This window comes from Aliivibrio sp. S2TY2, from assembly GCF_028765525.1.
GTDB classification, from domain to species: Bacteria; Pseudomonadota; Gammaproteobacteria; order Enterobacterales; family Vibrionaceae; genus Aliivibrio; species Aliivibrio finisterrensis_A.
Map to the genome: position 1 here is coordinate 199,995 of NZ_JARACS010000006.1, position 23,691 is coordinate 223,685.

The window sequence follows — 23,691 nt, forward strand, 5'->3', positions numbered from 1 at the left end:
ACTAAATGTACCAATGCCTAGCCTAATCAGCAAGGCATTGCTACAGAATCCTGAAGCAAATCAGGATTTTTATTCAATTTTTAGTTAGAAGTACCAATAATGTTACTTTCACCGCGGAATATGACGCGATCATTGCCACGGTAAATACCAAAGGTCACTACGGTTGATGGATCTTCATCACCTTTTCCTCGCCAATTAAATTGTAACCAAGGTTGTAGGTATAAACCCGATGGTTTTGATTCACAATGTGTATGCTTTTCACTTAATTGTGGCGAATCTTCAGATAAGCACAACCAAAAGCGGATCTGCTCTCTTAACTGATTGTTATCAGGTTCTGCTATTAGATCAATTGAGTTAAGACCAGATTTAATGCCACCAGTTCCCATTAATTTCGCAGCGCTTTCCTTATCAGATTCAGGCCAAATTGTTTGCTTATAATGATATGAACCATTAAATACAGCTGCGTCATCATCTTTACTTAAAATAAAACGCTGACCATCCCAATATTCAACTCTAAGAGGCACTGATACAGATTGCCCTGAAGCAACACCTACATTATCCAATACCATTCGTCCATAACGAACATCAGGTTGAGATAAAAGTTCGGCCTCTGCTGATTGTTGATCTTTAATGAAGGTGACAGGATCTGCGCCACTAATTTTTAAGCCTAAACTTGTGATTTCTGAACTTGAGTGTCCCGACGCATTAAATGGACCATCAACCACCGTAGTACGATTTCCAAATGAAGGTGCCCCCTCTTTTTTTGACCAAGTCACAGCATGCTCTAAATTCGTAACTTGCCATACAGCCTTATCACTCCAATGCGTTTCATCTAAATCCACATCAGTAATATTTAAGCGAGAAGCATATTCCCCACCCAATGAGAACCTAGATTTTAACTCATTGTTAAACAGACCATAGTTGGTGACCTCTGAATCTAAAGCACTATAAGCTGTAACTTGAAAATCAACATTTTTAAAAAATTGGTCCATATATACAAAACTACCCTCTGATGTGCCTTGCTTTTGAGGATAATCCCATTCGGTATTTGTGATAGAAAAATACGCAGGATAAAAACGCCCGACCTTAGAAAAAGTTGACGGGATAGTAAACCCAGAGCGATTAAAGTAATTATTCTGGAATACATCAAAACCCAGTGTGCCTACTTCATTCCAGTTCATTTGTGTTGAAGCGTTTTTATTCTCACTGGTTACCTCTTTACTAAAATTAGCAATAGGATGCCCATCTGCGGTAATCACTCCTATCACCCCTGATAGTGGGTAGTTTAATTGAGCCGCTAAGCTTAATTGAGCCATCCCCTCACTGTGAGTAATATAGCTTGGCGTCACAGCCTTACTGCACACTAACGATGGATTGTCATAATCAGGGACGCCATCGCCATAGAGTCCTGTATCTAATCCTTTAATCCAATTAACTGCTTTTAAATAAGCATTAAAATCGGTGCCCGAAGCCAAGTAAGCGCCATTAAGCTCATCGGTATAAGATGGTAATGCTGATGATTTATCACACAATGCAGCGGTAAAAGGACGAAAATAAAATTGCTCCGAGGTAGTAAACGTATTGCCTTGAATATTTGCACTAACCGTTAATCTTGCTTTACCAGCGTCATTCAAACGCGCTTTCAATGAGCCATCAGCCTGACTCTCATCTCCGCCAGCAACACCATTCACAAACGCAACCGATAAAGTTCGATTCGCTTCAGCCCAACCATTAGTTTCTTTCTTGATTTCAATGTTCTCATTGCTGGTCACAGGCAAGACTGAGTTCGAAAATGTGACATCAATGTCTGCGGTTTCTTTAATAATATGGCAATTTAGCATATTGCCATTTCCATTTTCTTTACCACGAATTTTTAATCTAAATGGATAAGGTCGACCTGCTACTTGATTACTATCAGAGCCATCAACGCCCTCAGATGGAACAATACTTATCGCTTTTGCAATAAACTCATACGGCCCTTCTGTTGTCGTTAAATTATCACTGCTAACACTGGCTGATACGTTATAAGAGTTTAAAAATTTACTATGAATATATCGAGTAACCACCGCTGGACCACTTGATGGAAATACCGTATCGAAACGACTGTCATCAGCATGATTACACTCGGGTGTTGTAATGTTTCCGTCTTCACTCCAACACGCTGAGTTTCTATCTCCAACAGCAACTGGAGTACTGCTTACTTGTAATTGCTGCCCCTTACCTTCAACCACATTGCCATCAAAATCAACAAGGGAGAAATCAATAGCAATACCATCACAAGCCAAGCCTTTACCTGATGTTGGGGAGATGACGAGTTGCACATCATTGCTGGGATTTATACACTCACTTTGCCCAATAATCCGTGAATTAGAGAATAATTTAAGCGTTTTTGCAGTGACCGCTCCATAGATAGATACACTACCATTCAATGCAATATTATTTTCACTGTACAAATGCGCTTTTAATAAATTAGAACCGGCCATCAATATATTAGAACTTGCCCCATGAGCTGCAATTAATAAATTATCTGGCTCAGCTTCATGGTTATAAATAACATTTCCCGGATCATTCCAGTTTTGAACATGAATTATGGTTTTTTCAGTATTCGAGAAATGTATTTTAGCAAAACCTGTTGCATTAAATTGATTAACCCAATAAACACCAGGTTCGATATTAACGTTAATATAATCAGCAGCATTACCCCCCATCAAATTGATGGCAGCGTAATGACCAGGATTAATAGTAATATCACTTAGGCCAGTAATAGAACCATCAACCCCAGTAAACTCTGTAGTTATTAATAATTTAGGCACAATTAAAGAAGGATCCGCAATACAATCACCACTGCCTCCATTACTATCTTCACAAGTTTTGTGTGAATTTAAATTCATAGAACCAAGAGGAAAACCGACTTTTCGTCCAGGAGTTTCAATGTACGAACGATTTGAACTATTTTTACCATCAACAATTAACTGTGTTTTTGTCCCACCGCCATCAAACCAAGTTTGAGCTGTAGATGGAAAATATTCACACATATCATTAATGGAAGTTAACTCTTGTTTTTCTTCTGCACTAGAATTCATAGAAAAGCACAGTAAAGAGAAACAACCGATTAAATAAATACAAATCTTTTTCATTAATTAATCTCCTTCGCCCATACTTCTTGAACTCGCGTCACTTGGTTTATCCCTGTCCCACAACTTGCGGTGCTTATAATCTGAAAATATCGAATAGCATTGCCTTTGTAATTTACTGATGTCATTTCACATTTCACTTGCGGTTTAGTGCGACAACCGCTGTTATCAAGTTCCATACTAGGAGTATGAACGCTGCCATTACAAATAGAATCATCAGCCCCGGATTGGTTTAATGGAAACAAGCGTACTAACCCCCACTCCGCTCCAGAGTGCGCTAAAGACCATGCTTGTGTACCTAATACTTCTTTAGATACAGTATCGTGATTACTGGTTTCCACTTTCAATAGATTTAATGATAGGTACCCCACCACAACCATAACGACCACTGACATGATCAATAAGTTACCTTTTTGCTTTGATTGATTATGGTACATTGATCACCTGCACATCATGTTGATACTGAGTTGCCTCACCAAGATCATTTTCAAACGTTAAGACCATCTTAATCATGCTATTACGATTGAGCGACGCGTTATCAATAGAAAATCCACCGGAGGTAACGTGGTTAGCAATTTGCACCCCATCACGAAACACCCCGCCCGCCTGTATACAATACTCAACGACACTTGGTCGATAAATAAAGGCACGCTCAGAAACAGAGCTTGAAATAAATGCAGGATTATTCGTAGTGTTTGGGAAGTGGATGGTAGAAATACCTCCCGATTGTGTCATAGACTCTATAGTAATAAACCGGTGATGGGCGTCATCTAATAAATCAGATTGGGAACTCGGGTTAATCACTAACCTAAAATTATCAAGCGTCACTGTATTATTAGAGAGCAAAACAACATCTATTTGTTTTTGATTAAATTGAGGTAATTGAAAATAAAAAGCACTGACTTTTAGAGGAATAAAACTAACACATTGACGACTTATAACCTCCGCACTATTTGGTACGGCATGACGCAATTCTCTGCTGAGTTTTTCAATCACAAACTTTGCCTGCATTTGGTTATCTTGACGATCAATACTGTCGTTATAACTTTGAAAACCAAGTACTAGAGTGTTGCTTGCTGCGATAGCGATAATCCCAACAACAACAATGGTTAAGATCAACTCGATAAGGGTAAATCCCCTGATACGCTTCATTAATAATTCCCTCGATAAGCACTAAAGGTATATTGAGCGTGGTTGCTTGCATACAGAGTAATATCGATTTTTTTGAACTGAGTTATTACTGTTACTCTATTATCTACATCCGCATAAGCGACATTGATTTCAACAGTGAAATTTTTATATTCATCCGCACTGCTTGAGTCTATTAGACGATTTAACGGATAGCTAACCAGTCCAGGAGTGCATTGAGGCGCTTCTCCCCAGCAACCAATAAAGTCATCTACATCATTAAAGGTTGGTGAACCATTCTCTTCGCTACTATCTCGCCCAAGTTCATTAGGACTTGAACACGCATCTGGTGCCGAAACTTCTCCGCAACGATACGCTCCACCATTAGGATCGCTATGCTCATCAAATTGACGACTTAGAATATCCGTCATTATCGAATACCCAAGCGTTGCTGCTTGAGATTGATAGGTGGCTTGATGTGATTTAGAGGCTGAACTAAACACGCCCGTCACTAAAATCAATAGCGCAAAACCCAGGATAATAATACCAATAATAGATTCGATTAAGGTAAAGCCCTTTTGACGATTAACAGCTCCACTCATAATCTGCATCCACTGGTTTCTCGTGAGCGATAAATAAACCCTTCGCTATTAATACATACCGAGCGGCTTTCGTTGACAGAGGGCGTATTAATGGTGATTCGACAATCACTGATAGTACAAAGAGAGGTGGCTGCAGATGAGGTAGCCATTATGGGCCGGCCTAATAAATCGAAGGTCAATTCAGAAACGGAGGTCACTCCATTAGCACTGTTAAACGCATAATTAAGTTGGATCTGCTCTAGTTGCTGTTGATTGCTGCCTTTAGAGTAATCGGATAATACCGCGCTGCTCATATCTCGACTTGGGCATGACTGGCTAACACCAAATTGAGTTTTTCTCATGACAATCAACCGACAGTCATCGTGGTCATTTGAACCATTTACTTGCATCGCGGTGATTTGAACTTGACGCAGAATAGAGAGTACTTGTTCTTGTGCAGCCGCTGAAGAAAAACGGCTCGCTCCCATGTATTTGCTCGAGGCATAGACACCAATAATGGCTAATATCAAGATCACGACAATCAGTTCTACTAAGGTAAAACCCATGTTCATTACTGGTTTTTTTGAGTGTTTTTTTATGAGAAAAGGGATCATCATCCGTTACCTTATTGCTTCCTGTTATTAGGATAACGGAAATTATAGAGATAGCGAGGGATTGTTAATTTTAGATACAAAAAATCCAGCGGAGATCGCTGGCTTTGAAATTACTTAAACTATACTAATTAACACTTTTTAGAATCAATTGTTACGGTTGGTGCCGCACCTGAAACTTCTGAATATGTCACAAAACATTGTGTAGCTTTAATATTAGAAGCACCTGAAACACCTTTGAAAGCTGCGACATAAGTTCTAGAGCCAAGAGTTGTTACATCAGGAGATACTGACCAATCTTCTGTTAAACCAACAACTGCTTTACCAATACCGTCTGTTGTTGCAGAAGGATAGCCTTGATAAATTTTAATACCATCCACATCTTTATCACCCGTAGCATCAGTTTCTTTACCTTCAATCGCCGCTTTACCGTAAACGATACCAGCTGCACCAGCCATTGCGCCTTTTAGGCCTTGTAGTGATGATGCACGTGCATCTGATTGTAGGTTAAGGAATTTAGGTGCTGCAGTTACTGCAAGAATACCTAAAATAACAATGACTACTACTAGCTCAATAAGGGTAAAACCACCTTGTCTTTTCATTTACTACTCTCTTTCTATTATAAAAAGTGATGGAACTCGATTGTTACCACCATTATTGTTAAAACAGTTACCGCTATAACACCATTGGTTTAAGCGGTTTTTCATTTAGTACCTTGCCATAATCAACGTTATCACTAAGGTATTAATTCTTTATTGCAGAGTCACTACCACACGGCCAGATTCAGGCTCATAAGTGAAAAAGTGCCCTTCATTTTCTTGTTGTGTGTATTTGCATTGATTGCGACTGTTTTCACTAATCACTTCTGCTAAGTATTTCGCTTTATTATCATTACTGTCATCGGTCACATAGGGTGCGTTTTGCAGTAACATTTCCATTAGCAAGATACACTCTTTTGCGGTTAATGAGCCTGGGTAATCCCCCGTATCATTACCATCTAAATCTTCACGAGGTGAAATTGGGTAACCCGGACGAAAATCTGATTGATTGCTTTTTGATGGGTCTGTTAACCAAAATTCAGTGCCATCATAACTAACCGCATTACTGCCATCAGTTTTAGGACGAGCTTCTGCTTCCCATTGTGCTCTTGCCGAAAGAACCGCCGTTGCATAACCACCTGCAACACCTTCAATACTGGCTTTTTTTGCTTCAAGGCTAACATCTAAAAATCGAGGTAATGCGACTGTTGCCAGCAAACCTATAACCACAATCACAATCACTAGCTCAACCAGTGAGAAACCTTTTTGGTGTTTCATCGTAATGCTTCTCTCTATTTCTTATTTCGTTCTGAATTGTAAGGGATTTTGTAAAAAAAAACACGCTGTTCGTCAAAAAAACGACAACTTAACCTTCATCCAAAAAACCGACACTGACTTTAAATACGCCATTGATGAGCATAACTGAAATCATTTTACCATTCGACGCACCGTAAGAACATTGGTATTGTTCTTTTTTTGTTGCATTATCATGTACTTTTATAGTATCTGCATAAATTTTTTCTTTCCTTGGTAACAGTAAATGCAGCCATTGCTCACAATCTAGCTTGTTATCATTCAATACTAATGGCCAACCAGATTTGCTGAAGATGACCTCAATATTGTCTTTATTCATACTTGCGGGTTGCCCATTAACCACCCAATAATTTTTAAACTCATTTGCAGATGATAGGATTTCGCGACTTGCCATCATCAATGCAGTATCTTCGACTTCTGGTTCCATTTTATCCCACTGAACCAAAATAACAGCCAATAGGATAATGAATAAAGCCCCCCACGTAATACGGGTTACTCTCATCATCAACTTCCTTTTACTACATCCAACATATTCCACATTGGTAAGAAAATACCTAATGCTAATATGAGTACCATGCCTGATACGATAACCAATAACAGAGGTTCAATTCTCGCTGTTAATGTTTTCAAATCATAATCAACTTCACGATCATAAAAATCAGAGACTTCTAATAGCAAATCATCAATTTGCCCAGTCTCTTCACCTACCGCAATCATTTGTTGCACTAAAGGCGTAAAGATCCCACTTTGAGCAGCAGTGGCTGACATACTGGTTCCCGACTCAATACCACTTTTCATCTCTAACAATCGGTTCTCTAAATACTTATTACCAAGAGCCTCGGCAGAGAGTGCTAACGATTGATTTAATGGCACCCCTGATTTCAGCATTAACGCAAAAGTTCTTGAAAAACGAGACATTTGGGCTCGAGTAACAATATCACCAACAATAGGGAGCCTAAGTCGAAACTTATCCCACTTTTCTCGTCCTACGTCACCGCTAACCCATGATTGGAAGGCAACAAACATGCCAGCCATACCACCTAAAATAAAGTGCCAGTAGTTAACAGAAAAACTTGAGGTTGCCATCAATATCCGTGTCGGTAGCGGTAATTCAACACCAAAACGAGCAAACATTGAAGTGAATTGCGGGATCACTTTAACGTTAAGCACTAACATGGCGATGAAAATAAAGCTCAATACGAAAATTGGGTAACGCATTGCTGACTTGATTCGCTTACGAGTTTCCATCTCTTGTTCGTAATAATTAGCCAATTGAAGTAAGGCCTGATCTAAACGACCTGTGTTTTCACCCACATGAATCATTGAAACGAACAAAGAGCTAAATACCCTAGGGTGCTGCTTCATTGCTAGTGATAAACTTCGACCATTAGTTAGATCCGCAGTAACCTCTTCAAGTGATTGCTTTAACAATTTATTATTGCTGTTTTGTGTCAATCCATTCATGGCTCTTAACAAAGGCACGCCAGCTTTCGTTAAGCTGTACATTTGGCGACAAAAGATCACTAACACTTCAAGTGGGATCGATGGCTGAAACCACGTCTTCCAATCAACAGAGGGTGCCGAACCTTTTAATTTTCGACCAGAATGTATTGAAATAGGAATAATACTCTCATTCATTAACTGCTCTGCAGCACTCTCTTGTGACGGAGCTTCAATCTTTCCTGATACCGATGCACCCTTGGCATTTCGGCCTGTATATTTATATATAGCCATGGCTTAACAACCTATAACCATATTGGTTGATGAGAGGAGGAGTTATCGCCTTCACCCAAGACCATCACTTCATTGAGACTAATAATGCCATTCATTGCTAACTCCATTGCTGAGGCTAGTAATGGTTTGTAATCTGGATTTTCTCGTGCTTTTTGAGCAAATTCTACTGCATTATTTCCACGCAGTGCATCCATCATGGGTTGGTCTAATTCTAATAATTCAAAGACACCAATTCGACCACTGTAGCCTGTTAAGTTACAACTTTGACAACCAGCACCCTTTCTAAATGGAACCGAGGCTTGATTTGGGAAGCGACTTTGCACCCATTGCAAACGTGATTCATCTAAAGGATCAGGAACTGAGCATTCTGTACACACCTTTCTAACCAAGCGTTGAGCCAATACCGCACGAACAGCACTAGCAACAAGATAGCCAGGCGCACCCATATCCATCATACGAAGCGCACTATCAACAGAGTCATTAGTATGTAACGTTGATAACACTAAGTGACCAGTTAATGCTGCTCGCAAACCAATTTCAACCGTTTCCTGATCACGCATTTCACCAATAAGAATGATATCAGGATCCTGACGTAGGAAGGTTCTTAAAATTTTAGAGAAGGTTAAATCTATCTTGCTGTTTACCTGAACTTGATTGATACGTGGTAAGCGATATTCCACTGGGTCTTCAGCGGTGATGATCTTTTTACTTGGTTTATTAAGTTCACTTAATGCACCATACAATGTTGTAGTTTTACCTGACCCCGTAGGACCTGTTACTAAGATCATGCCATGAGGGCGACCTAACTGCTTACGTAAGCGAACCAAAAGATGATCAGGAATTCCTGAATATTCTAACTCTCGGATCCCTGAGGTTTGGTTAAGCAGACGCATAACGACCGATTCACCGTATTGCACAGGCATAGTAGACAAACGAATATCCACTGACTGACCACGAGATTTAATATTAAATCGCCCATCTTGAGGCAAACGCTTTTCAGAGATATCAAGATTCGCCATTAGTTTTAGACGCAATACTAATGCTGGCGCAATGTTGACTTCATTAAGTAGGGTTTCGTGCAATATGCCATCAATACGCTGACGAAGTCGTAATACTTTATCATCAGGCTCAATATGAATATCTGAAGCTCCAACTTGGACCGCATCTTCAAACAATGAGTTAATCAACTTTACAACGGTAACTTCGTCATTATCACTGTCTGATATACCAAAGTTAAAGTCGTCCGTCTCTTGGTGCTCTGAATGCAACTGCTCTGCAAATGAAGCTATCTCTTTAGTTCGACGATAAAAACGATCAAAGCTATCGACTAATTGTCTTTCTGAAGCGATAACCATCTCAATTTGATATTGTTGAAGCTGAGAGAATAGGGCTTCTTGAGCAGAAAGATCGGCTGGATCACTCATCGCAACACGAATAGTATTGCCATGCTGACTAAGTACTAATGCTCTTAAGCGACGCGCATGAACTTCTGGCAGTAGTTGCACTGCTGCTGCATCAATATCTGCACGGCTTAGATCCACCAAAGGCACATCTAATTGCTGAGATAAGAAAGTTAGCATTTGCTTTTCGGTTAAGAAACCAAGCTGAATAAGCGTGGCTCCCAACTTACGGCCAGTTGTTTTCTGTGCCGCTAGCGCCTGCTCAATCTGTTGTTCAGTAACAATGTTTTCTTCGACTAATAAATCACCAAGCCTTTTTCTTAACTGAAGACGCATTATTCATTACCTTCCATTGTTTCTAATAACTTAATTCTATCTCGAACGAACACTTGAGAAGAGCGTGATAAACCTGGTGTCGTTAATGCCACTTTATAAGTTTTCAAGGCATTTTTAACTTGTGCATTTCTCTCATACACAATAGCTAACCCTAGCCACCAACGACCATTATCTGGATCTTTCGCTACCAACATTTGGTAACTTTCTTCAGCTAAGTCCATCAATTTTAATTTTTGAGCTAAGCCACCACGCGTAGCTAAATAATCGACAGACGCTCCTAAAGGTATATATTCTAATGCAGAGAGTGCGGCTTCTGGCTGCTCCTCTTTTTGCAATAAACTGGCTAAAGCTAAACGTAAGTCAATACTGTCATTATTTAACCTTATGCCTTGTTGTAAGATAGCTGCTGATTCCTGAATCTCACGTTTACCATAAAGCAAAGCCGCTAGTTTTTTACGAGAATCTTCATCACTAGGTTGGTATTTCAATACTCTATAATAAGCTTTCATCGCAGTATTAAAATCAGAGTTATCTAGGGCTTTTTTTGCTGCGTCACGATTTCTCTGAGCCAGTTCGGAAGGCAGAACCTCTACTTCTTCAACGTGTAATTGCTCTTGAGATTCAGTCTGACTAATAGCGTGTTCGCGAGGTGTATCTGGAACAATAGACACCTCTTTAGCTTTCGTTGGCGTTGTGTCGCTATTTACAACACGTATCGAACTTTCTTTTACTTTCGGTAATTCGATATGATGGCTTAAGGGTTTCTCATCAATATTTTCATTCAAATATATACGACTAACTTCTGAGGTAACAATTTTTGCCGTTGGCGAATTGACAGGTAAATAAGAGCCTTTAGAAAGTTCTGAATGATCAACAACGTCCTCTACAATCACCTCTGATACTTGATGTTCATTATTAATGGCATTTGGAGTATTACTCAGTGTTGCCCACCCAATTAAACACAATGAACTCATTACACCAATAGCAAAAAAGAAAGGCGCTTTAAATTTTGATTCAATATTAGGAACGTCAGCTTGAGATAGAGATGTTTTCCTCTCTATGTCTACATCTTGTTTTGTTATGTTTAACAGGGCTTTATTTGTGGCACTCACAAGGCTCTCCAACCCCAAAATTTGGGAAAATAGTGCTTGGGTTTGATGGTATCAGTTGTATCTATAATTGCATTAAATACCGCTTTTTTAGATACTTTATCCAATTGCTCAGCAAAAGAAATAAGTAACGCTTTATGGCATATTTGATTAATCAATCGAGGAACGCCACTACTCGCACGCCAAACCGCTTTCATTTGATCTAGGGTAAATGGATTGACTTGAGCCCCCGACTCTTTCATTCGATAAGTAATATAAGCGACCGCTTCATTTACATTAAGTGAGCGTAATTTTGCTGAAAAAGTAATTCGTTGTCTTAATTGTCGTAGATGATGCTGCTGTAAGCGCTCGTCTAATTCAGGCTGCCCAAATAGTACAATCTGAAGTAACTTAGTGTAATCCGTTTCTAAATTACCAAATAAGCGTAGGGTTTCTAGCGCTTCATCACTCAAGGCTTGTGCTTCATCTATAAATACTACTGCGCTCTTTCCTTCCGCTTGAATATCAATCAATTTTTCATGGATAAGCTCAGTTAAAGCAGTACCATCTCCCTCTTGCTCTAGCCAGAGCTCTTTGGCTAATGCTTGCCGTAGCTCTCGTCCATTCATAACAGGATTAGGTAAGTAGAGTAATTCGACATTCATAGGAAGTTGGCTCATCAACATTCTGCAAACAAGCGTCTTTCCTGTCCCAATTTCACCTGTCACCTTAATGACGCCTTCCCCCATTGAGATGGCTGACAAAACGGTTTGAATCGCCTCATAGTGAGGCGGTAATCCATGAAAAAGAGAGGTATTTGGCGTTAACGTGAAGGGAAGCTGTTTTAAGCCAAAATGTTGCTCGTACATAAAAGTAGTCGCTACTCGTCAGGGAACCATTCTTGTAATAAATCACGAGAACGCTCTAACTCTTCTTGCCAAGTATCCACGCCAACCACCGTTGGTTTTAATAAAATAACTAACTCGGTCTTCTGAGTTAACTTACTTACGTTACGGAATAAATGGCCTAATGCTGGAATATCCCCCAAGAATGGAACTTTAGATACTTGGTCAACGGTTTGGGATTTCATCAAACCACCTATAACCACCACATCCCCACTTTTCGCTCGAATAACCGAATCTGATTCACGAATTGAACTTTTCGCTAATGGTAATTGAAGTACGCCACCAACATCACCAAGATCTATCTCTTTAATTTCATTCTCAACATCAATAACGGATGGGTGAACATGCAGCATCACGTTACCTTTATCATCAATCTGAGGCGTTACATCTAGTGAAATACCCGAGAAGAATGGCGTTAAAGTAACTTCTGGTGACGCATTTGAATTATCACCACTGCCTGTTACGCTTGATACTTCTGTGACGTAATACTCGTCACGCCCAACCTTAATCACTGCTTTTTGGTTATTAGCCGCTGTCACTCTAGGACTTGAAAGAACGTTCAAATCACCCTGAGTATCCATGAAGCTTAAAACAGCATCAAAGTTACCATCAGAAATCTTAATATTGGTTTGACCGCCAAGTAGTGTTCCAATCGCATCCATTCCGGGTAAAACACCCGCGGTGGTACCCGCCGTTTGGCTAAGTGAAATATCAGTACCGCCAATTGATGCGCTTAAATTAGTCCAATTAATACCTTGTTGATAGCCATCACTTAAGGTTACTTCTAATAATTTTGCTTCTAAAATCACTTGGCGCTGTAAACGCTTGTGTGAGGTCGATAAAAATGCTTTCACCTTACGTAATTCATCCGGAGAAGCGGTAATCGTCACAACACTCGCCTGAGGTGAAACTACAACACTACGACCTGAACCATTGCCGATCATCACTGAAACCGCTTTCTCTAACTCTTTCCAGAAATCACTTTCACTAGTGGTTTCAATTTCTGTTCCACCTGTAGCTGAAGATGATGAGCTATTGTTTGAATTTGAACTTGAATTATCATTATTGTTTGATGATGAATTACCTTCAGAATTCGTGATAGAGCCGGTTGTTATTGTCGTTAGTGAACGGCCTTTACGAGTAAGCTGTAAATAATCAACAGGAATTGTTTCTGTGCGGATAGTCGCAGGGTAAACTTGTAATATTTTATCTGACTTTACAATTTCATAGCCATATAAGTCTTCAACAGAAGAGAGTACTTCATCTAAGGTTACATCGTTAACATTCATCGTAATACGACCAGAAACTGCTGGATGTATTACTACGCTGTATTCTGTACCTTTCACTAAACTGGTAAAGAAAGCCTTTGCATTAACACCATTCGCCTTAACTCTAAAACGCTTCACTGGCTCTTCAATTTCAACAACTTTCGCGTTGAGCTCAGGCATCAGATCTGCCTGGACAGATGCAGGCAAATCGACAAGTAACTGACTGCCATTATCATTAATAGACTTATCTAAGGTTTGTTTAATTTCAACAGGATCTCGATGACCCATTGAGCATCCTGTTAATGATGCAACCATTAATCCAATGATGACATTACATACTTTCATTACTGCAAACCTTAATTCTTAATATTTTGTGAAAATAGAGAAAGTTGCCACGTTTTACCAGAACGACCAATAGAAACGCTATCTTCACGAATCGCTAATAAGGTATATCCTGATACTTTGTCGCCTTTTTTCATTGATTTATCATCTAATACGGCATAACAATCACTTGTACCACTGCAACTAATCGCTTGCAGAGATGGGAAGTAATGACGTTTTTTAGTCACCACTTTCTTTTTAGCTACAGGCTTAGTCCAACTTAACGGTTCAGTTGGATCGTGCCCTTCAGTGCTATCTGAGGCAAACGTAAAGCTTGAAAATAAAGCCAATAAAATAAGAAAAACCTTCATATTAACCGCCGATAAATCCTTTACTTGAACCAAGTGTATATACTTCAATCGTTAGCTCTGCAGTTGGGTATTTCTTAACTTCATAACGGAAGTTTCTCCAATAATACTTAACAGGTAACGCTTCTAAACTTGATAGATACGTTTCTATATCAAAGTAGTTACCTGACAACACTAATTTAACCGGATGAATGTAATAACCCGCCTTATTATTCTCATCAAGTAAGCGCTCTGAAGGCTGCGTACTCATAGATATTAAGGTTAATTTTGACGACTGCTGTAATACTGTTTCTAAAAGCTGAGCCATCTGAGTAGGAGAAACCAATGCAGCAACTCGATTAGACAATAATTGAGCTAAATCTTGGCTTTCTAACGTTAAATCTTGATACTGCTTGTCCACTTCAACATTTGGGTCTTTTTGTAAGCGAAAGTGAGCTAACTCAATTTGCTGTTTTAACGATGTAATTGAATTCGTTACCTGATAAGTTTCACGCTCAGCCTTCTGCTTCGCAACAAGCGCTGGCTCAATAAATAGACTAAATGAGATAAAAATGACCGCGAACCAACCAACCAGAGTAATAAGTATTTTTTCTCGTTGTGAAAGTGCAAAAAATGCATCTTTGGCTTTAATCCAATGCTCCATTATTTTTCCTCTGTCGCTTTAGTGTTTAAAACAAACGACACCAAGCCTTTCTCATCGGTTTTTATGTCTAACTGATTGAACGTTCGACCAATAAGATGCAATTCATTTTCAAAGCTCTGTATCCAATTTGGTACCACATCTGGTGTTCGAGCATACCCAACAAAATTTACATCTTCTCCTGAAATATAGATTTTTGTTAACGATATATTCCCTTTACCAAGCTGAGCTAAGCTACTCATCACACCGGAATAACCAATTTGCATTCCTTCATCAAAGTTATCGATAACTTTTAATGATGACTTCTTAGATTCAATATCTTCCTGTAAGCGCTTAATTGCTGCTAATTTTGCCGCGGATGGTTTATGACTTTCAAGCTGGTTGTTCAAGTTACCCAGTTCTTGCTGATAACTTTGCTCTTGCGAAGATAATACAGTGAGGTGACTTTCTAACTGGTTCAATTGCCACTGATAATAGCCTGTAATCATACCTACAACAGCAAGACCTACTCCCCAACTAATTATCACATTTTGTAACGTAAAGTGATCGACTTTAGGCTTCAGTCTGTCGTTATATAAGTTAATGTCAGGCTTGTTAAATAATCCTAACCAGCTTAGTACTTCACCAGAGCGAAATACTCTTGGCTCATCGACCAATAAAGATGCGACTTGTACACCAAGACGCTTTTGTAGTTCAGCAGAAAGTTCAGCATCATCTTCATCATCACAACGGAAATAAAGGTGATTAATATTAACGCCGTGCAATTGTGCACTTAAGTAATCTAAAGAACGCTGTAATTCCAAAGCTAAACTATCAAGCTGAAAGCTATTAGATAGTTCGCCAGTTAATGGGGCTGTAATACCACGTAATGAACGGTTTAAATGTAAATCACCTTCATTAAAAGCAAGCAACTTAAATTCAGCAGAAGCACTGTGACTTAATAACATGAAGCTATTTTGTTCTGGTTTAGCGTATTTCCACACTAATTCATCAGGCGTCACGTTAGATATTTGAATTGAAAGTGGTTTTAATAACTCAAGAATCGTTTCTATTACTGAAACCTGAGAAATATAGACCTGCATTTTCCCGTTGGTAATATCTACACCATCAGCTACGATGTCAGAGACTCTATCACTAATTAAATCCTTCACTAAAAAAGGCAATGCACCTGGCAGTTCTTCTTTAAGGATATTTGGGTTTTCTATTTGAAAGGATTGATATAAATGAGAACCGATGACAATATTTACACAGCAGTCAGATAAACCCATCTTTTGGCAAGCGCTAACAAGCGAATCTCTCCACGCTTGGGGCTGACTAACAGGCATAAAAACTTGCTCTTTAAGCGCTTTATTTCCACCACTTTTTGCAATGTAAATACCGCCTTGCAATATCACAATTGATGCTGTGACATTGACTGAACGAGATAGCTTCAGTTTTTTAAATGCATCCATTATCTTCATCTACTGCTAGTCTCTTATCTCTCACTTTATTTACAATGCTCTCAGAAAAAGCACAATTCGCGCAATCATACAACATTCTATTCTTTTCTGATATGCTGTAATTAATAAAACACGAAAAACTTACTTTTCCCAACGACTCCTTCTTTTAGGTATTGATAGCTTTTCTTTATGATGGAACAAGGCCGTTTCTGCTTCAAAAATTCGCCCTTGAGCACCTTCAACACCAAGCTCTTTTATTACTTTTAATTCTTTTTTATTTTCAATACCTACAGCAAGAACTTGCGAACCTGTATTTTCGCAAGCACCTAATAAACTTCTCACAAACAATTGGTTTTCATATCGTTGAGGGATATCCTTCATCAAACTGCGGTGCAATTTAATGTAATCAACATTTAAATCCTTAATATAGTGAGTGCTCACTATTGTCCTTCCAGCTTGCTCTACAATTAACTGACAACCAAAGCTTTTTATTAACTTTGCTACTGGTCTTACCGCATCTAAGTAAGTGACTACTTGCCCTTCAACTAACTCAAAACTTAACCGCTGAAGTTGAGCTCGAGGTGTTTGTAATAGTCGATTTCGTAACTGCCTAATAAATCCTGAATTTTGTAAACTTTTAACATGCAAGTGTACAGAAAAAGAATGCTGCGAAAATTCAGGATCACTAAGTAAAGGGAAAACTTGTTTTAACACGGCAGCATCTAGCTTAATTTGATACCCTACTTGTGCGATCGCAGGTAGAAATCGAGAGGCTTTGATCTGCACACCATTCTCATCTTTAATTCGAGAAAAAAGCTCTAAGTGAAGCGGATTAAGCTCAGCACCATCAAATAAGAATGTTGATTGCTTATATAAAATTAATTGGTCTTGAGAAAAAATAGCATCAAATAAGTTTCTCCAGCGCACACTTCCTAAACTTTCAGTTAGTTGCTGCTGTTTTTTAAACAATGACCAGCTATTATTATTTTGTAATAATGCACTACGATGAGCCATATCAAGCTCATCCATCAAGCGACCTCGTCTTTCCCCACTCACATACATACTGACACCAATATGGCACCAATTATCAATATCTAGGCTTTTAGGTGGAATAATTTTTTCTATCACTTTTAAACATTGTGAAGCTAAAGCTTTTGCTTCTTTTAGTGATTGCTGTGGAATAAGAAGAGCAAAATCAGATTGATAATAGCGAGAGAGAACACTGTCACTGTAGCGTTGCATTACATTGTTTAATTGCTTGCCTATCTCGACAATGAGTTCATCTCCAACTGCTTTTCCACTTTCTTCAATTAATTCTTCCCAACCATTAATACGTAATAATAAAAGAACCCCTTGGCTTTCTGATTCTTGCAGAGTTGACTCTAACTTACTGTCAAATAACACTCGATTTGCCGAACCTGTAAGTTGATCCAGGAAGGTATGCGTACGTATAAATGTATCAAAACGGCTACGCTCCTTTCTTGCATCTTTCAGCTCAGCAATCACGTTATCAAGAGCCAAGCTTGCTGTTGCTGGCCATTCTTCTTCATTACCTATAGCGTAATCATCTAGCTTTCCAGCCAGTAGCATACGCCCACGTTCTTCTAATAATTCTGAACCATGCAGTTGTTTTCTTAACCAAACTACCCCCCACAATAATGAGACGATAATTACGGCAATCGCAGCTGTAATTGAAAATAACGCCCCTAAAGAATAAGTAAAAGCACTATAAGGAGGGACGGATTTGAAAGTAATGGAATAACCTTTATTCAGTTCTAAAGGCAGTGTTTTTTGATATAGTAAATTATCATCAGGCATAACCGCTAAGGTTTGAAAAGAGTAAACGACGCCAGTGGGTGAAGACAGCTCCATGCTTACTACACTGCTTGCCTTTAATAATTTAGGTAGCCATTTAGTCATTGATTTTGCTTCCTCTGGCTGAAGAAGCTCTTCATCAACAACATTAACGACACCAATTAAATAGTGCTCAAGATATTCATTACCTATCTGCTTAAATGAGATCGTCCCACCAATAAATAAAATAAAAATAGCGGCTGAAACCATTAATGTTACAAACGAAATTAATCGGTTACTCAACCGTAAACTAGGGGTTTTTCTCATTAAACTTTTCTTCCTTGAAAAAGTTGGCTTTGAATCATGCCACAATTTAAAATGTAAATTTTTGAACTATCTCTAAGTCCGTATTAGATGTAATACAAATATCTTACTTCAGTTCTTTATGATACGAAGCTTCAGTAACAGAATGATGAATCGCTAAATTAGTAATAAACTTTCTGACTTAACAATAAATATCACTGATTGATTAGATTACTCATTATAAAAAAAGCCTCGTTAAATTCGAGGCTTTTTCTATCTATAACAACATTACTCTTAAGTTCTAGAACGGAATGTCATCATCAAAATCCATTGGCGGCTCATTGTATTGAGGTTGAGGTGCTTGTTGAGCTTGCTGCTGAGGCGCTTGTTGTTGCTGTTGAGGTGCAAAATTATTCTGCTGGGCAGGCTGTTGAGGCTGGCCCCAGTTACCTTGCTGTTGCTGTTGACCACCAGCAGGTGCGCCTTGGCCACGGCCACCAAGCATCTGCATTACGCCATTAAAACCTTGAACTACAACCTCTGTAGTAAAACGGTCTTGACCACTTTGATCTTGCCATTTACGCGTTTGAAGCTGGCCTTCAACATAAACTTGAGAGCCTTTACGTAAATATTCACCAGCTACTTCTGCTAATTTTCCGAATAAAGCAACTCGATGCCATTCAGTTTTTTCACGTTGTTCACCAGTTGCTTTATCACGCCATGATTCAGACGTTGCAATTGTAATGTTTGCTACCGCACCGCCACTTGGCATGTAACGGATTTCAGGATCTTGCCCTAAGTTACCCACAAGAATAACTTTATTAATACCACGGCTGGCCATAGTTTGCTCCAGATAGATTAGAGGTGAATATTCATATCACCCGGTTATATATACAGTAGTCTTCAGTCTAACACGTTCAAGGTTATTTCTGATACCCCTAAAGATGGAATCCATTTCATAACCTCCTAAAATAGAGACACAGTTAAAGAGTTCTAACAACTTACCCCGCTAAAAAGCTTAGATCACTCTTTTAATTACAATGGGTATACTTAGTATATTCGTTTCGCTATTCTTACTTTGTACGTAATCAAATCAACCATTAGAATTCATATTTTCCATAATGCCTCATTTGGTGTGTGGAATGGGGTTAAAACAGCACCTCAGTCTTAATATTAAGCCTAGTTTTAACTAATATTCATAGATGAATCGCATTAATGGCTACACGAGATGATTGTTTTACTCAAAGCGCTTCATTTCATTATGTTTAATCGCTAAACTGCATTCATAATGATGAGGCTCAAAGGGCTTTCAACGAATTTAAAATATTGTCTATCTAGGACTCAGTGATGATCAAAAAATGTCTTTTCCCTGCCGCAGGCTACGGCACTCGCTTTTTACCAGCAACCAAATCAATGCCAAAAGAGATGATGCCAGTGGTAAACAAACCTCTGATTGAATATGGTGTAGAAGAAGCGATTAATGCTGGTATGGACGGGATCTGTATTGTAACAGGTCGTGGTAAGCACTCTTTAATGGACCATTTTGATAAAAACTACGAGCTAGAACATCAAATTAGTGGCACAAATAAAGAAGAGTTACTGGAGGATGTGCGCGAACTGATCGACGCGGCTAACTTTACCTATATTCGCCAGCGTGAAATGAAAGGTTTAGGCCATGCTATTCTTACTGGCCGCGAACTTGTAGGTGATGAACCATTTGCAGTCGTACTTGCTGATGATTTATGCGTAAATGAAGAGCAAGGTGTTCTTTCTCAAATGGTTGCGCTGTATAAACAATTCCGCTGCTCTATTGTGGCAGTAGAAGAAGTGCCAGACGACGAAACTCACAAATACGGCGTAATTGCTGGTGAGATGATCAAAGACGATTTATATCGTGTAGACAACATGGTTGAAAAACCAGAACCAGGTACTGCACCAAGTAACCTTGCGATTATTGGTCGCTACATTTTAACTCCTGATATTTTTGAGATTCTAGAAACCACAGAGCCAGGTAAAGGTGGTGAGATCCAAATTACGGATGCACTACTAAAACAAGCTCAATCAGGTTGTGTTCTTGCCTATAAATTTAAAGGTAAGCGTTTTGACTGTGGTAGCGTTGAAGGTTACATCGAAGCAACTAACTACTGCTACGAGAATGTTTATTTAAAAGATAAAAAATCTTCAGAATTAGCAAAGCAAGCTACAGGTAAAAAGTAAAACCTCTACATGCCAGTATATAAACGCCTTGTGATACATCTCAAGGCGTTTTCATTTCCCCCGATACTATCTCCAATTTAATAAAACCACTGTTTTTTTACCCAGTACCTCTTTGTTGTTTTGATACTCTGTGCAATACTTATCCTAGTTATTCTTTAAAGCAGAGAGACATTTCCATGGATAAAATTGAAGTTAGAGGGGCAAGAACCCATAACCTAAAAGACATTAGTTTAACTATCCCAAGAGATAAGCTAACCGTTATTACAGGGTTATCTGGTTCAGGAAAATCCTCTTTGGCCTTTGATACTTTGTATGCAGAAGGTCAGCGACGCTATGTAGAGTCTTTATCTGCATACGCTCGTCAGTTCTTATCATTAATGGAAAAGCCAGATGTTGACCACATTGAAGGCCTATCTCCTGCTATTTCTATCGAACAAAAATCAACATCTCATAACCCTCGCTCTACTGTTGGTACGATTACTGAAATTTATGATTATTTACGTCTTTTGTATGCTCGTATTGGTGAACCTCGCTGTCCTGAACATCATGTCGAACTAACCGCACAAACTATCAGTCAAATGGTTGATAAAGCGTTAGAGTTGCCAGAAGGCACAAAACTCATGTTGTTAGCGCCTATTGTGAAAGAACGTAAAGGTGAGCATGTTAAAACCTTAGAAAATTTAGCTGCTCAAGGATTTATTCGTGCTCGTATTGATGGCGAAGTTTGCGATCTTTCTGATCCACCGACGCTGGAACTTCATAAAAAACACACCATCGAAGTGGTTGTTGATCGTTTTAAAGTTAGAGATGATCTAAAACAGCGCCTTGCTGAATCTTTTGAAACCGCTTTGGAACTGACAGGTGGTATTGCTGTTGTCGATTATATGGATGATACCAAAGACGAGCCTCTGATTTTCTCAGCTAACTTTGCATGTCCACATTGTGGTTATAGTATGTCAGAGCTTGAGCCGCGCCTCTTCTCATTCAATAATCCAGCAGGGGCTTGTGGTACTTGTGATGGTCTCGGTGTTCAACAATATTTCGATGCCGACCGCATTGTTCTAGATAATAAATTAAGTATTGCTGAAGGAGCGATCAAAGGTTGGGATCAAAAAAACTATTATTACTTCCAAATGTTAGGTTCATTAGCCAAGCATTACGGATTTGATCTTTTCGCACCATTTAAATCACTATCAAAAAAATTCCAAAGCATCATTCTTAATGGCTCTGGTTCAGAAGAAATTGAATTTCAATACAGTAATGATCGCGGAGATCTTCGTGTTAAACGTCATCCTTTTGAAGGAATACTAAATACGCTTGATCGTCGTTATAAAGAAACAGAATCAAGCTCTGTGCGTGACGACCTATCAAAATACATTTCAACTCAATCATGTTCAAGTTGTCATGGTACTCGCTTACGTTTAGAAGCTCGCAATGTATTTGTTGGTGACACAACATTACCTGAAATCTGTGAAATGAGTATTCAAGATTCAATGACTTTCTTTAGTTCACTTGAACTGAAAGGACAAAAAGCTCAAATCGCAGATAAGGTAATGAAAGAGATTAATGAACGTCTGCATTTCCTTATCAATGTCGGCTTAAATTACCTTAATTTATCACGTAGTGCTGATACCCTTTCTGGTGGTGAAGCACAGCGCATCCGCTTAGCAAGCCAAATTGGTGCCGGTTTAGTTGGTGTTATGTACGTTCTTGATGAACCTTCTATCGGTCTTCATCAACGAGACAATGAGCGCCTATTAAAAACCCTTAATCACCTTCGTGATCTTGGTAATACCGTCATTGTGGTGGAGCATGACGAGGACGCGATCAGAAGCGCCGACCATATTATTGATATTGGCCCCGGGGCAGGGATTCATGGTGGGCATATTGTGGCTGAAGGTGATTACCAAGCTATTATTTCGAACCCAAATTCACTAACAGGCCAATACTTAAGTGGTGCTAAAGAAATCGCGATACCTAAAGAGCGCATCAAAGCCGATCCGAAAAAACAGGTTGAGTTAATTGGCGCGACAGGCAACAACCTAAAAAACGTGACATTAAAATTACCTGTCGGTCTTTTTACTTGTGTGACAGGGGTTTCTGGTTCAGGTAAATCTACACTGATTAACGATACCTTCTTTAAAATTGCTCATACCCAATTAAATGGCGCGACGACATCAGAGCCAGCACCCTATAAGAAGATCAAAGGGATCGAGCATTTTGATAAAGTTATCGACATAGATCAAAGCCCGATAGGCCGAACACCTCGCTCAAACCCTGCTACTTATACTGGTATTTTTACTCCAATTCGTGAGCTGTTTTCTGGTACGCCTGAATCTCGATCTCGTGGTTATAAACCAGGCCGCTTTAGCTTTAACGTTCGCGGCGGTCGCTGTGAAGCGTGCCAAGGTGATGGTGTAATCAAAGTAGAAATGCATTTCTTACCTGATGTTTATGTGCCATGTGATGTATGTACAGGTAAACGATATAATCGCGAAACACTAGAGGTAAAATACAAAGGCAAGAGTATTGATGAAGTTCTTCAAATGACGATTGAAGATGCTCACTCTTTCTTTGAACCAGTACCTGTTATCGCTAGAAAGCTACAAACCTTAATGGATGTAGGACTGTCTTATATTCGTTTAGGGCAAGCTGCGACGACACTATCTGGTGGTGAAGCTCAACGGGTTAAACTAGCTCGTGAACTATCAAAGCGAGATACAGGGAAAACGCTTTATATTCTAGATGAGCCGACAACAGGTCTGCATTTTCACGATATTCAGCAACTATTGAACGTCTTGCATCGCTTACGTGAGCGAGGCAATACCATTGTCGTGATCGAACATAACCTTGATGTCGTTAAAACTGCTGACTGGATTATCGACTTGGGGCCAGAAGGTGGACAAGGAGGCGGAGAGATCATCGCAGAGGGAACACCTGAAGATGTTGCATTAGTTGAGGGGTCTCATACGGCACGCTTCTTAAAACCAATGCTAAAGTAATAAAATTAAGCCTTTTATTGCTTGGATCAGATAGAATAAAGCCAGCATTTTGTTGGCTTTACTTTTATTC

At 39.2% G+C, this 23,691-nt stretch carries 20 protein-coding genes; 2 read left to right on the forward strand and 18 right to left on the reverse strand.

Translation table 11 applies throughout. The features are described 5' to 3' along the window. Window positions 1–80: 80 nt before the first annotated feature. The 18 genes from PVK63_RS11905 to PVK63_RS11990 all read right to left on the reverse strand — a co-directional run bounded on the left by PVK63_RS11905 (window position 81) and on the right by PVK63_RS11990 (window position 19,243). A complete protein-coding gene (locus PVK63_RS11905; RefSeq protein WP_274440496.1) occupies window positions 81–3,137 on the reverse strand; it encodes a DUF6701 domain-containing protein in 3,057 nt (1,018 codons plus the stop codon). Continuing rightward, a complete protein-coding gene (locus tag PVK63_RS11910; protein WP_165371183.1) occupies window positions 3,137–3,571 on the reverse strand; it encodes an MSHA biogenesis protein MshP in 435 nt (144 codons plus the stop codon). Before PVK63_RS11910 ends, PVK63_RS11905 begins: the two co-directional genes overlap by 1 nt. After that, on the reverse strand, window positions 3,561–4,286 hold the full coding sequence (locus PVK63_RS11915) for a PilW family protein (protein ID WP_274440497.1): 726 nt from the start codon (window positions 4,284–4,286) through the stop codon (window positions 3,561–3,563). Before PVK63_RS11915 ends, PVK63_RS11910 begins: the two co-directional genes overlap by 11 nt. Further along, window positions 4,286–4,864, reverse strand: coding sequence for a prepilin-type N-terminal cleavage/methylation domain-containing protein (locus tag PVK63_RS11920; protein WP_274440498.1), 579 nt, complete (start codon window positions 4,862–4,864; stop codon window positions 4,286–4,288). Before PVK63_RS11920 ends, PVK63_RS11915 begins: the two co-directional genes overlap by 1 nt. Next, the gene (locus PVK63_RS11925; RefSeq protein WP_443111690.1) at window positions 4,861–5,457 is read right to left on the reverse strand and encodes a prepilin-type N-terminal cleavage/methylation domain-containing protein; all 597 of its coding nucleotides are present in this window, start codon (window positions 5,455–5,457) and stop codon (window positions 4,861–4,863) included. The genes PVK63_RS11920 and PVK63_RS11925 overlap by 4 nt, the downstream gene beginning before the upstream one ends. A 128-nt stretch (window positions 5,458–5,585) precedes the next feature. After that, window positions 5,586–6,056 (reverse strand): type II secretion system protein, encoded by a 471-nt coding sequence (locus PVK63_RS11930; protein WP_274419299.1) that lies wholly within the window; start codon window positions 6,054–6,056, stop codon window positions 5,586–5,588. Between the two features lie 150 nt (window positions 6,057–6,206). Then, window positions 6,207–6,770 (reverse strand): prepilin-type N-terminal cleavage/methylation domain-containing protein, encoded by a 564-nt coding sequence (locus PVK63_RS11935; protein WP_274440500.1) that lies wholly within the window; start codon window positions 6,768–6,770, stop codon window positions 6,207–6,209. An 88-nt stretch (window positions 6,771–6,858) separates the two neighbouring features. Then, window positions 6,859–7,311, reverse strand: a complete 453-nt coding sequence (locus PVK63_RS11940) for a type IV pilus, mannose-sensitive hemagglutinin protein MshF (RefSeq protein ID WP_274440501.1) — start codon at window positions 7,309–7,311, stop codon at window positions 6,859–6,861. After that, window positions 7,311–8,540: a type II secretion system F family protein gene (locus tag PVK63_RS11945; protein WP_130086887.1), complete on the reverse strand. Its 1,230-nt coding sequence runs from the start codon at window positions 8,538–8,540 to the stop codon at window positions 7,311–7,313. Before PVK63_RS11945 ends, PVK63_RS11940 begins: the two co-directional genes overlap by 1 nt. Before the next feature lie 11 nt (window positions 8,541–8,551). Then, on the reverse strand, window positions 8,552–10,276 hold the full coding sequence (locus PVK63_RS11950) for a GspE/PulE family protein (protein WP_130086886.1): 1,725 nt from the start codon (window positions 10,274–10,276) through the stop codon (window positions 8,552–8,554). Then, on the reverse strand, window positions 10,276–11,388 hold the full coding sequence (locus PVK63_RS11955) for a tetratricopeptide repeat protein (protein WP_274440502.1): 1,113 nt from the start codon (window positions 11,386–11,388) through the stop codon (window positions 10,276–10,278). The genes PVK63_RS11950 and PVK63_RS11955 overlap by 1 nt, the downstream gene beginning before the upstream one ends. Next, window positions 11,385–12,233 (reverse strand): ExeA family protein, encoded by an 849-nt coding sequence (locus tag PVK63_RS11960; RefSeq protein ID WP_274440503.1) that lies wholly within the window; start codon window positions 12,231–12,233, stop codon window positions 11,385–11,387. Before PVK63_RS11960 ends, PVK63_RS11955 begins: the two co-directional genes overlap by 4 nt. Before the next feature lie 11 nt (window positions 12,234–12,244). Continuing rightward, window positions 12,245–13,882: a pilus (MSHA type) biogenesis protein MshL gene (mshL, locus tag PVK63_RS11965; protein ID WP_274440504.1), complete on the reverse strand. Its 1,638-nt coding sequence runs from the start codon at window positions 13,880–13,882 to the stop codon at window positions 12,245–12,247. 11 nt (window positions 13,883–13,893) lie between these two features. Beyond that, on the reverse strand, window positions 13,894–14,229 hold the full coding sequence (locus tag PVK63_RS11970; protein ID WP_274440505.1) for a type IV pilus, mannose-sensitive hemagglutinin D (MSHK): 336 nt from the start codon (window positions 14,227–14,229) through the stop codon (window positions 13,894–13,896). Between the two features lies 1 nt (window position 14,230). Further along, a complete protein-coding gene (gene gspM / locus PVK63_RS11975; protein WP_274440506.1) occupies window positions 14,231–14,869 on the reverse strand; it encodes a type II secretion system protein GspM in 639 nt (212 codons plus the stop codon). Continuing rightward, a complete protein-coding gene (locus PVK63_RS11980; protein WP_274440507.1) occupies window positions 14,869–16,317 on the reverse strand; it encodes an MSHA biogenesis protein MshI in 1,449 nt (482 codons plus the stop codon). Before PVK63_RS11980 ends, gspM begins: the two co-directional genes overlap by 1 nt. Before the next feature lie 129 nt (window positions 16,318–16,446). Then, window positions 16,447–18,426, reverse strand: coding sequence for an RNase E specificity factor CsrD (gene csrD / locus PVK63_RS11985; protein WP_274440508.1), 1,980 nt, complete (start codon window positions 18,424–18,426; stop codon window positions 16,447–16,449). A 277-nt stretch (window positions 18,427–18,703) separates the two neighbouring features. Next, window positions 18,704–19,243: a single-stranded DNA-binding protein gene (locus PVK63_RS11990; protein WP_130046947.1), complete on the reverse strand. Its 540-nt coding sequence runs from the start codon at window positions 19,241–19,243 to the stop codon at window positions 18,704–18,706. 506 nt (window positions 19,244–19,749) lie between these two features. On the opposite strand from PVK63_RS11990, the gene galU reads away from it, so the two are divergent. After that, complete coding sequence (gene galU, locus PVK63_RS11995) at window positions 19,750–20,619, forward strand: UTP--glucose-1-phosphate uridylyltransferase GalU (protein WP_130044426.1); 870 nt, start codon at window positions 19,750–19,752, stop codon at window positions 20,617–20,619. A gap of 176 nt (window positions 20,620–20,795) precedes the next feature. After that, entirely contained in the window at window positions 20,796–23,621 is a 2,826-nt protein-coding gene (gene uvrA, locus PVK63_RS12000) for an excinuclease ABC subunit UvrA (protein WP_274440509.1), read from the forward strand. Window positions 23,622–23,691: the final 70 nt, after the last annotated feature.

What these genes read in the sequence shown, in the direction of transcription:
- uvrA (WP_274440509.1), top strand. Translation starts at nt 20,796, where the DNA reads ATGGATAAAATTGAAGTTAGAGGGGCAAGAACCCATAACCTAAAAGAC.
- galU (WP_130044426.1), top strand. Translation starts at nt 19,750, where the DNA reads ATGATCAAAAAATGTCTTTTCCCTGCCGCAGGCTACGGCACTCGCTTT.
- PVK63_RS11920 (WP_274440498.1), bottom strand. Translation starts at nt 4,864, where the DNA reads ATGAGTGGAGCTGTTAATCGTCAAAAGGGCTTTACCTTAATCGAATCT.
- PVK63_RS11940 (WP_274440501.1), bottom strand. Translation starts at nt 7,311, where the DNA reads ATGATGAGAGTAACCCGTATTACGTGGGGGGCTTTATTCATTATCCTA.
- PVK63_RS11930 (WP_274419299.1), bottom strand. Translation starts at nt 6,056, where the DNA reads ATGAAAAGACAAGGTGGTTTTACCCTTATTGAGCTAGTAGTAGTCATT.
- PVK63_RS11960 (WP_274440503.1), bottom strand. Translation starts at nt 12,233, where the DNA reads ATGTACGAGCAACATTTTGGCTTAAAACAGCTTCCCTTCACGTTAACG.
- PVK63_RS11905 (WP_274440496.1), bottom strand. Translation starts at nt 3,137, where the DNA reads ATGAAAAAGATTTGTATTTATTTAATCGGTTGTTTCTCTTTACTGTGC.
- PVK63_RS11945 (WP_130086887.1), bottom strand. Translation starts at nt 8,540, where the DNA reads ATGGCTATATATAAATATACAGGCCGAAATGCCAAGGGTGCATCGGTA.
- csrD (WP_274440508.1), bottom strand. Translation starts at nt 18,426, where the DNA reads ATGAGAAAAACCCCTAGTTTACGGTTGAGTAACCGATTAATTTCGTTT.
- gspM (WP_274440506.1), bottom strand. Translation starts at nt 14,869, where the DNA reads ATGGAGCATTGGATTAAAGCCAAAGATGCATTTTTTGCACTTTCACAA.
- mshL (WP_274440504.1), bottom strand. Translation starts at nt 13,882, where the DNA reads ATGAAAGTATGTAATGTCATCATTGGATTAATGGTTGCATCATTAACA.
- PVK63_RS11925 (WP_443111690.1), bottom strand. Translation starts at nt 5,457, where the DNA reads ATGATCCCTTTTCTCATAAAAAAACACTCAAAAAAACCAGTAATGAAC.
- PVK63_RS11950 (WP_130086886.1), bottom strand. Translation starts at nt 10,276, where the DNA reads ATGCGTCTTCAGTTAAGAAAAAGGCTTGGTGATTTATTAGTCGAAGAA.
- PVK63_RS11980 (WP_274440507.1), bottom strand. Translation starts at nt 16,317, where the DNA reads ATGGATGCATTTAAAAAACTGAAGCTATCTCGTTCAGTCAATGTCACA.
- PVK63_RS11990 (WP_130046947.1), bottom strand. Translation starts at nt 19,243, where the DNA reads ATGGCCAGCCGTGGTATTAATAAAGTTATTCTTGTGGGTAACTTAGGG.
- PVK63_RS11915 (WP_274440497.1), bottom strand. Translation starts at nt 4,286, where the DNA reads ATGAAGCGTATCAGGGGATTTACCCTTATCGAGTTGATCTTAACCATT.
- PVK63_RS11935 (WP_274440500.1), bottom strand. Translation starts at nt 6,770, where the DNA reads ATGAAACACCAAAAAGGTTTCTCACTGGTTGAGCTAGTGATTGTGATT.
- PVK63_RS11970 (WP_274440505.1), bottom strand. Translation starts at nt 14,229, where the DNA reads ATGAAGGTTTTTCTTATTTTATTGGCTTTATTTTCAAGCTTTACGTTT.
- PVK63_RS11910 (WP_165371183.1), bottom strand. Translation starts at nt 3,571, where the DNA reads ATGTACCATAATCAATCAAAGCAAAAAGGTAACTTATTGATCATGTCA.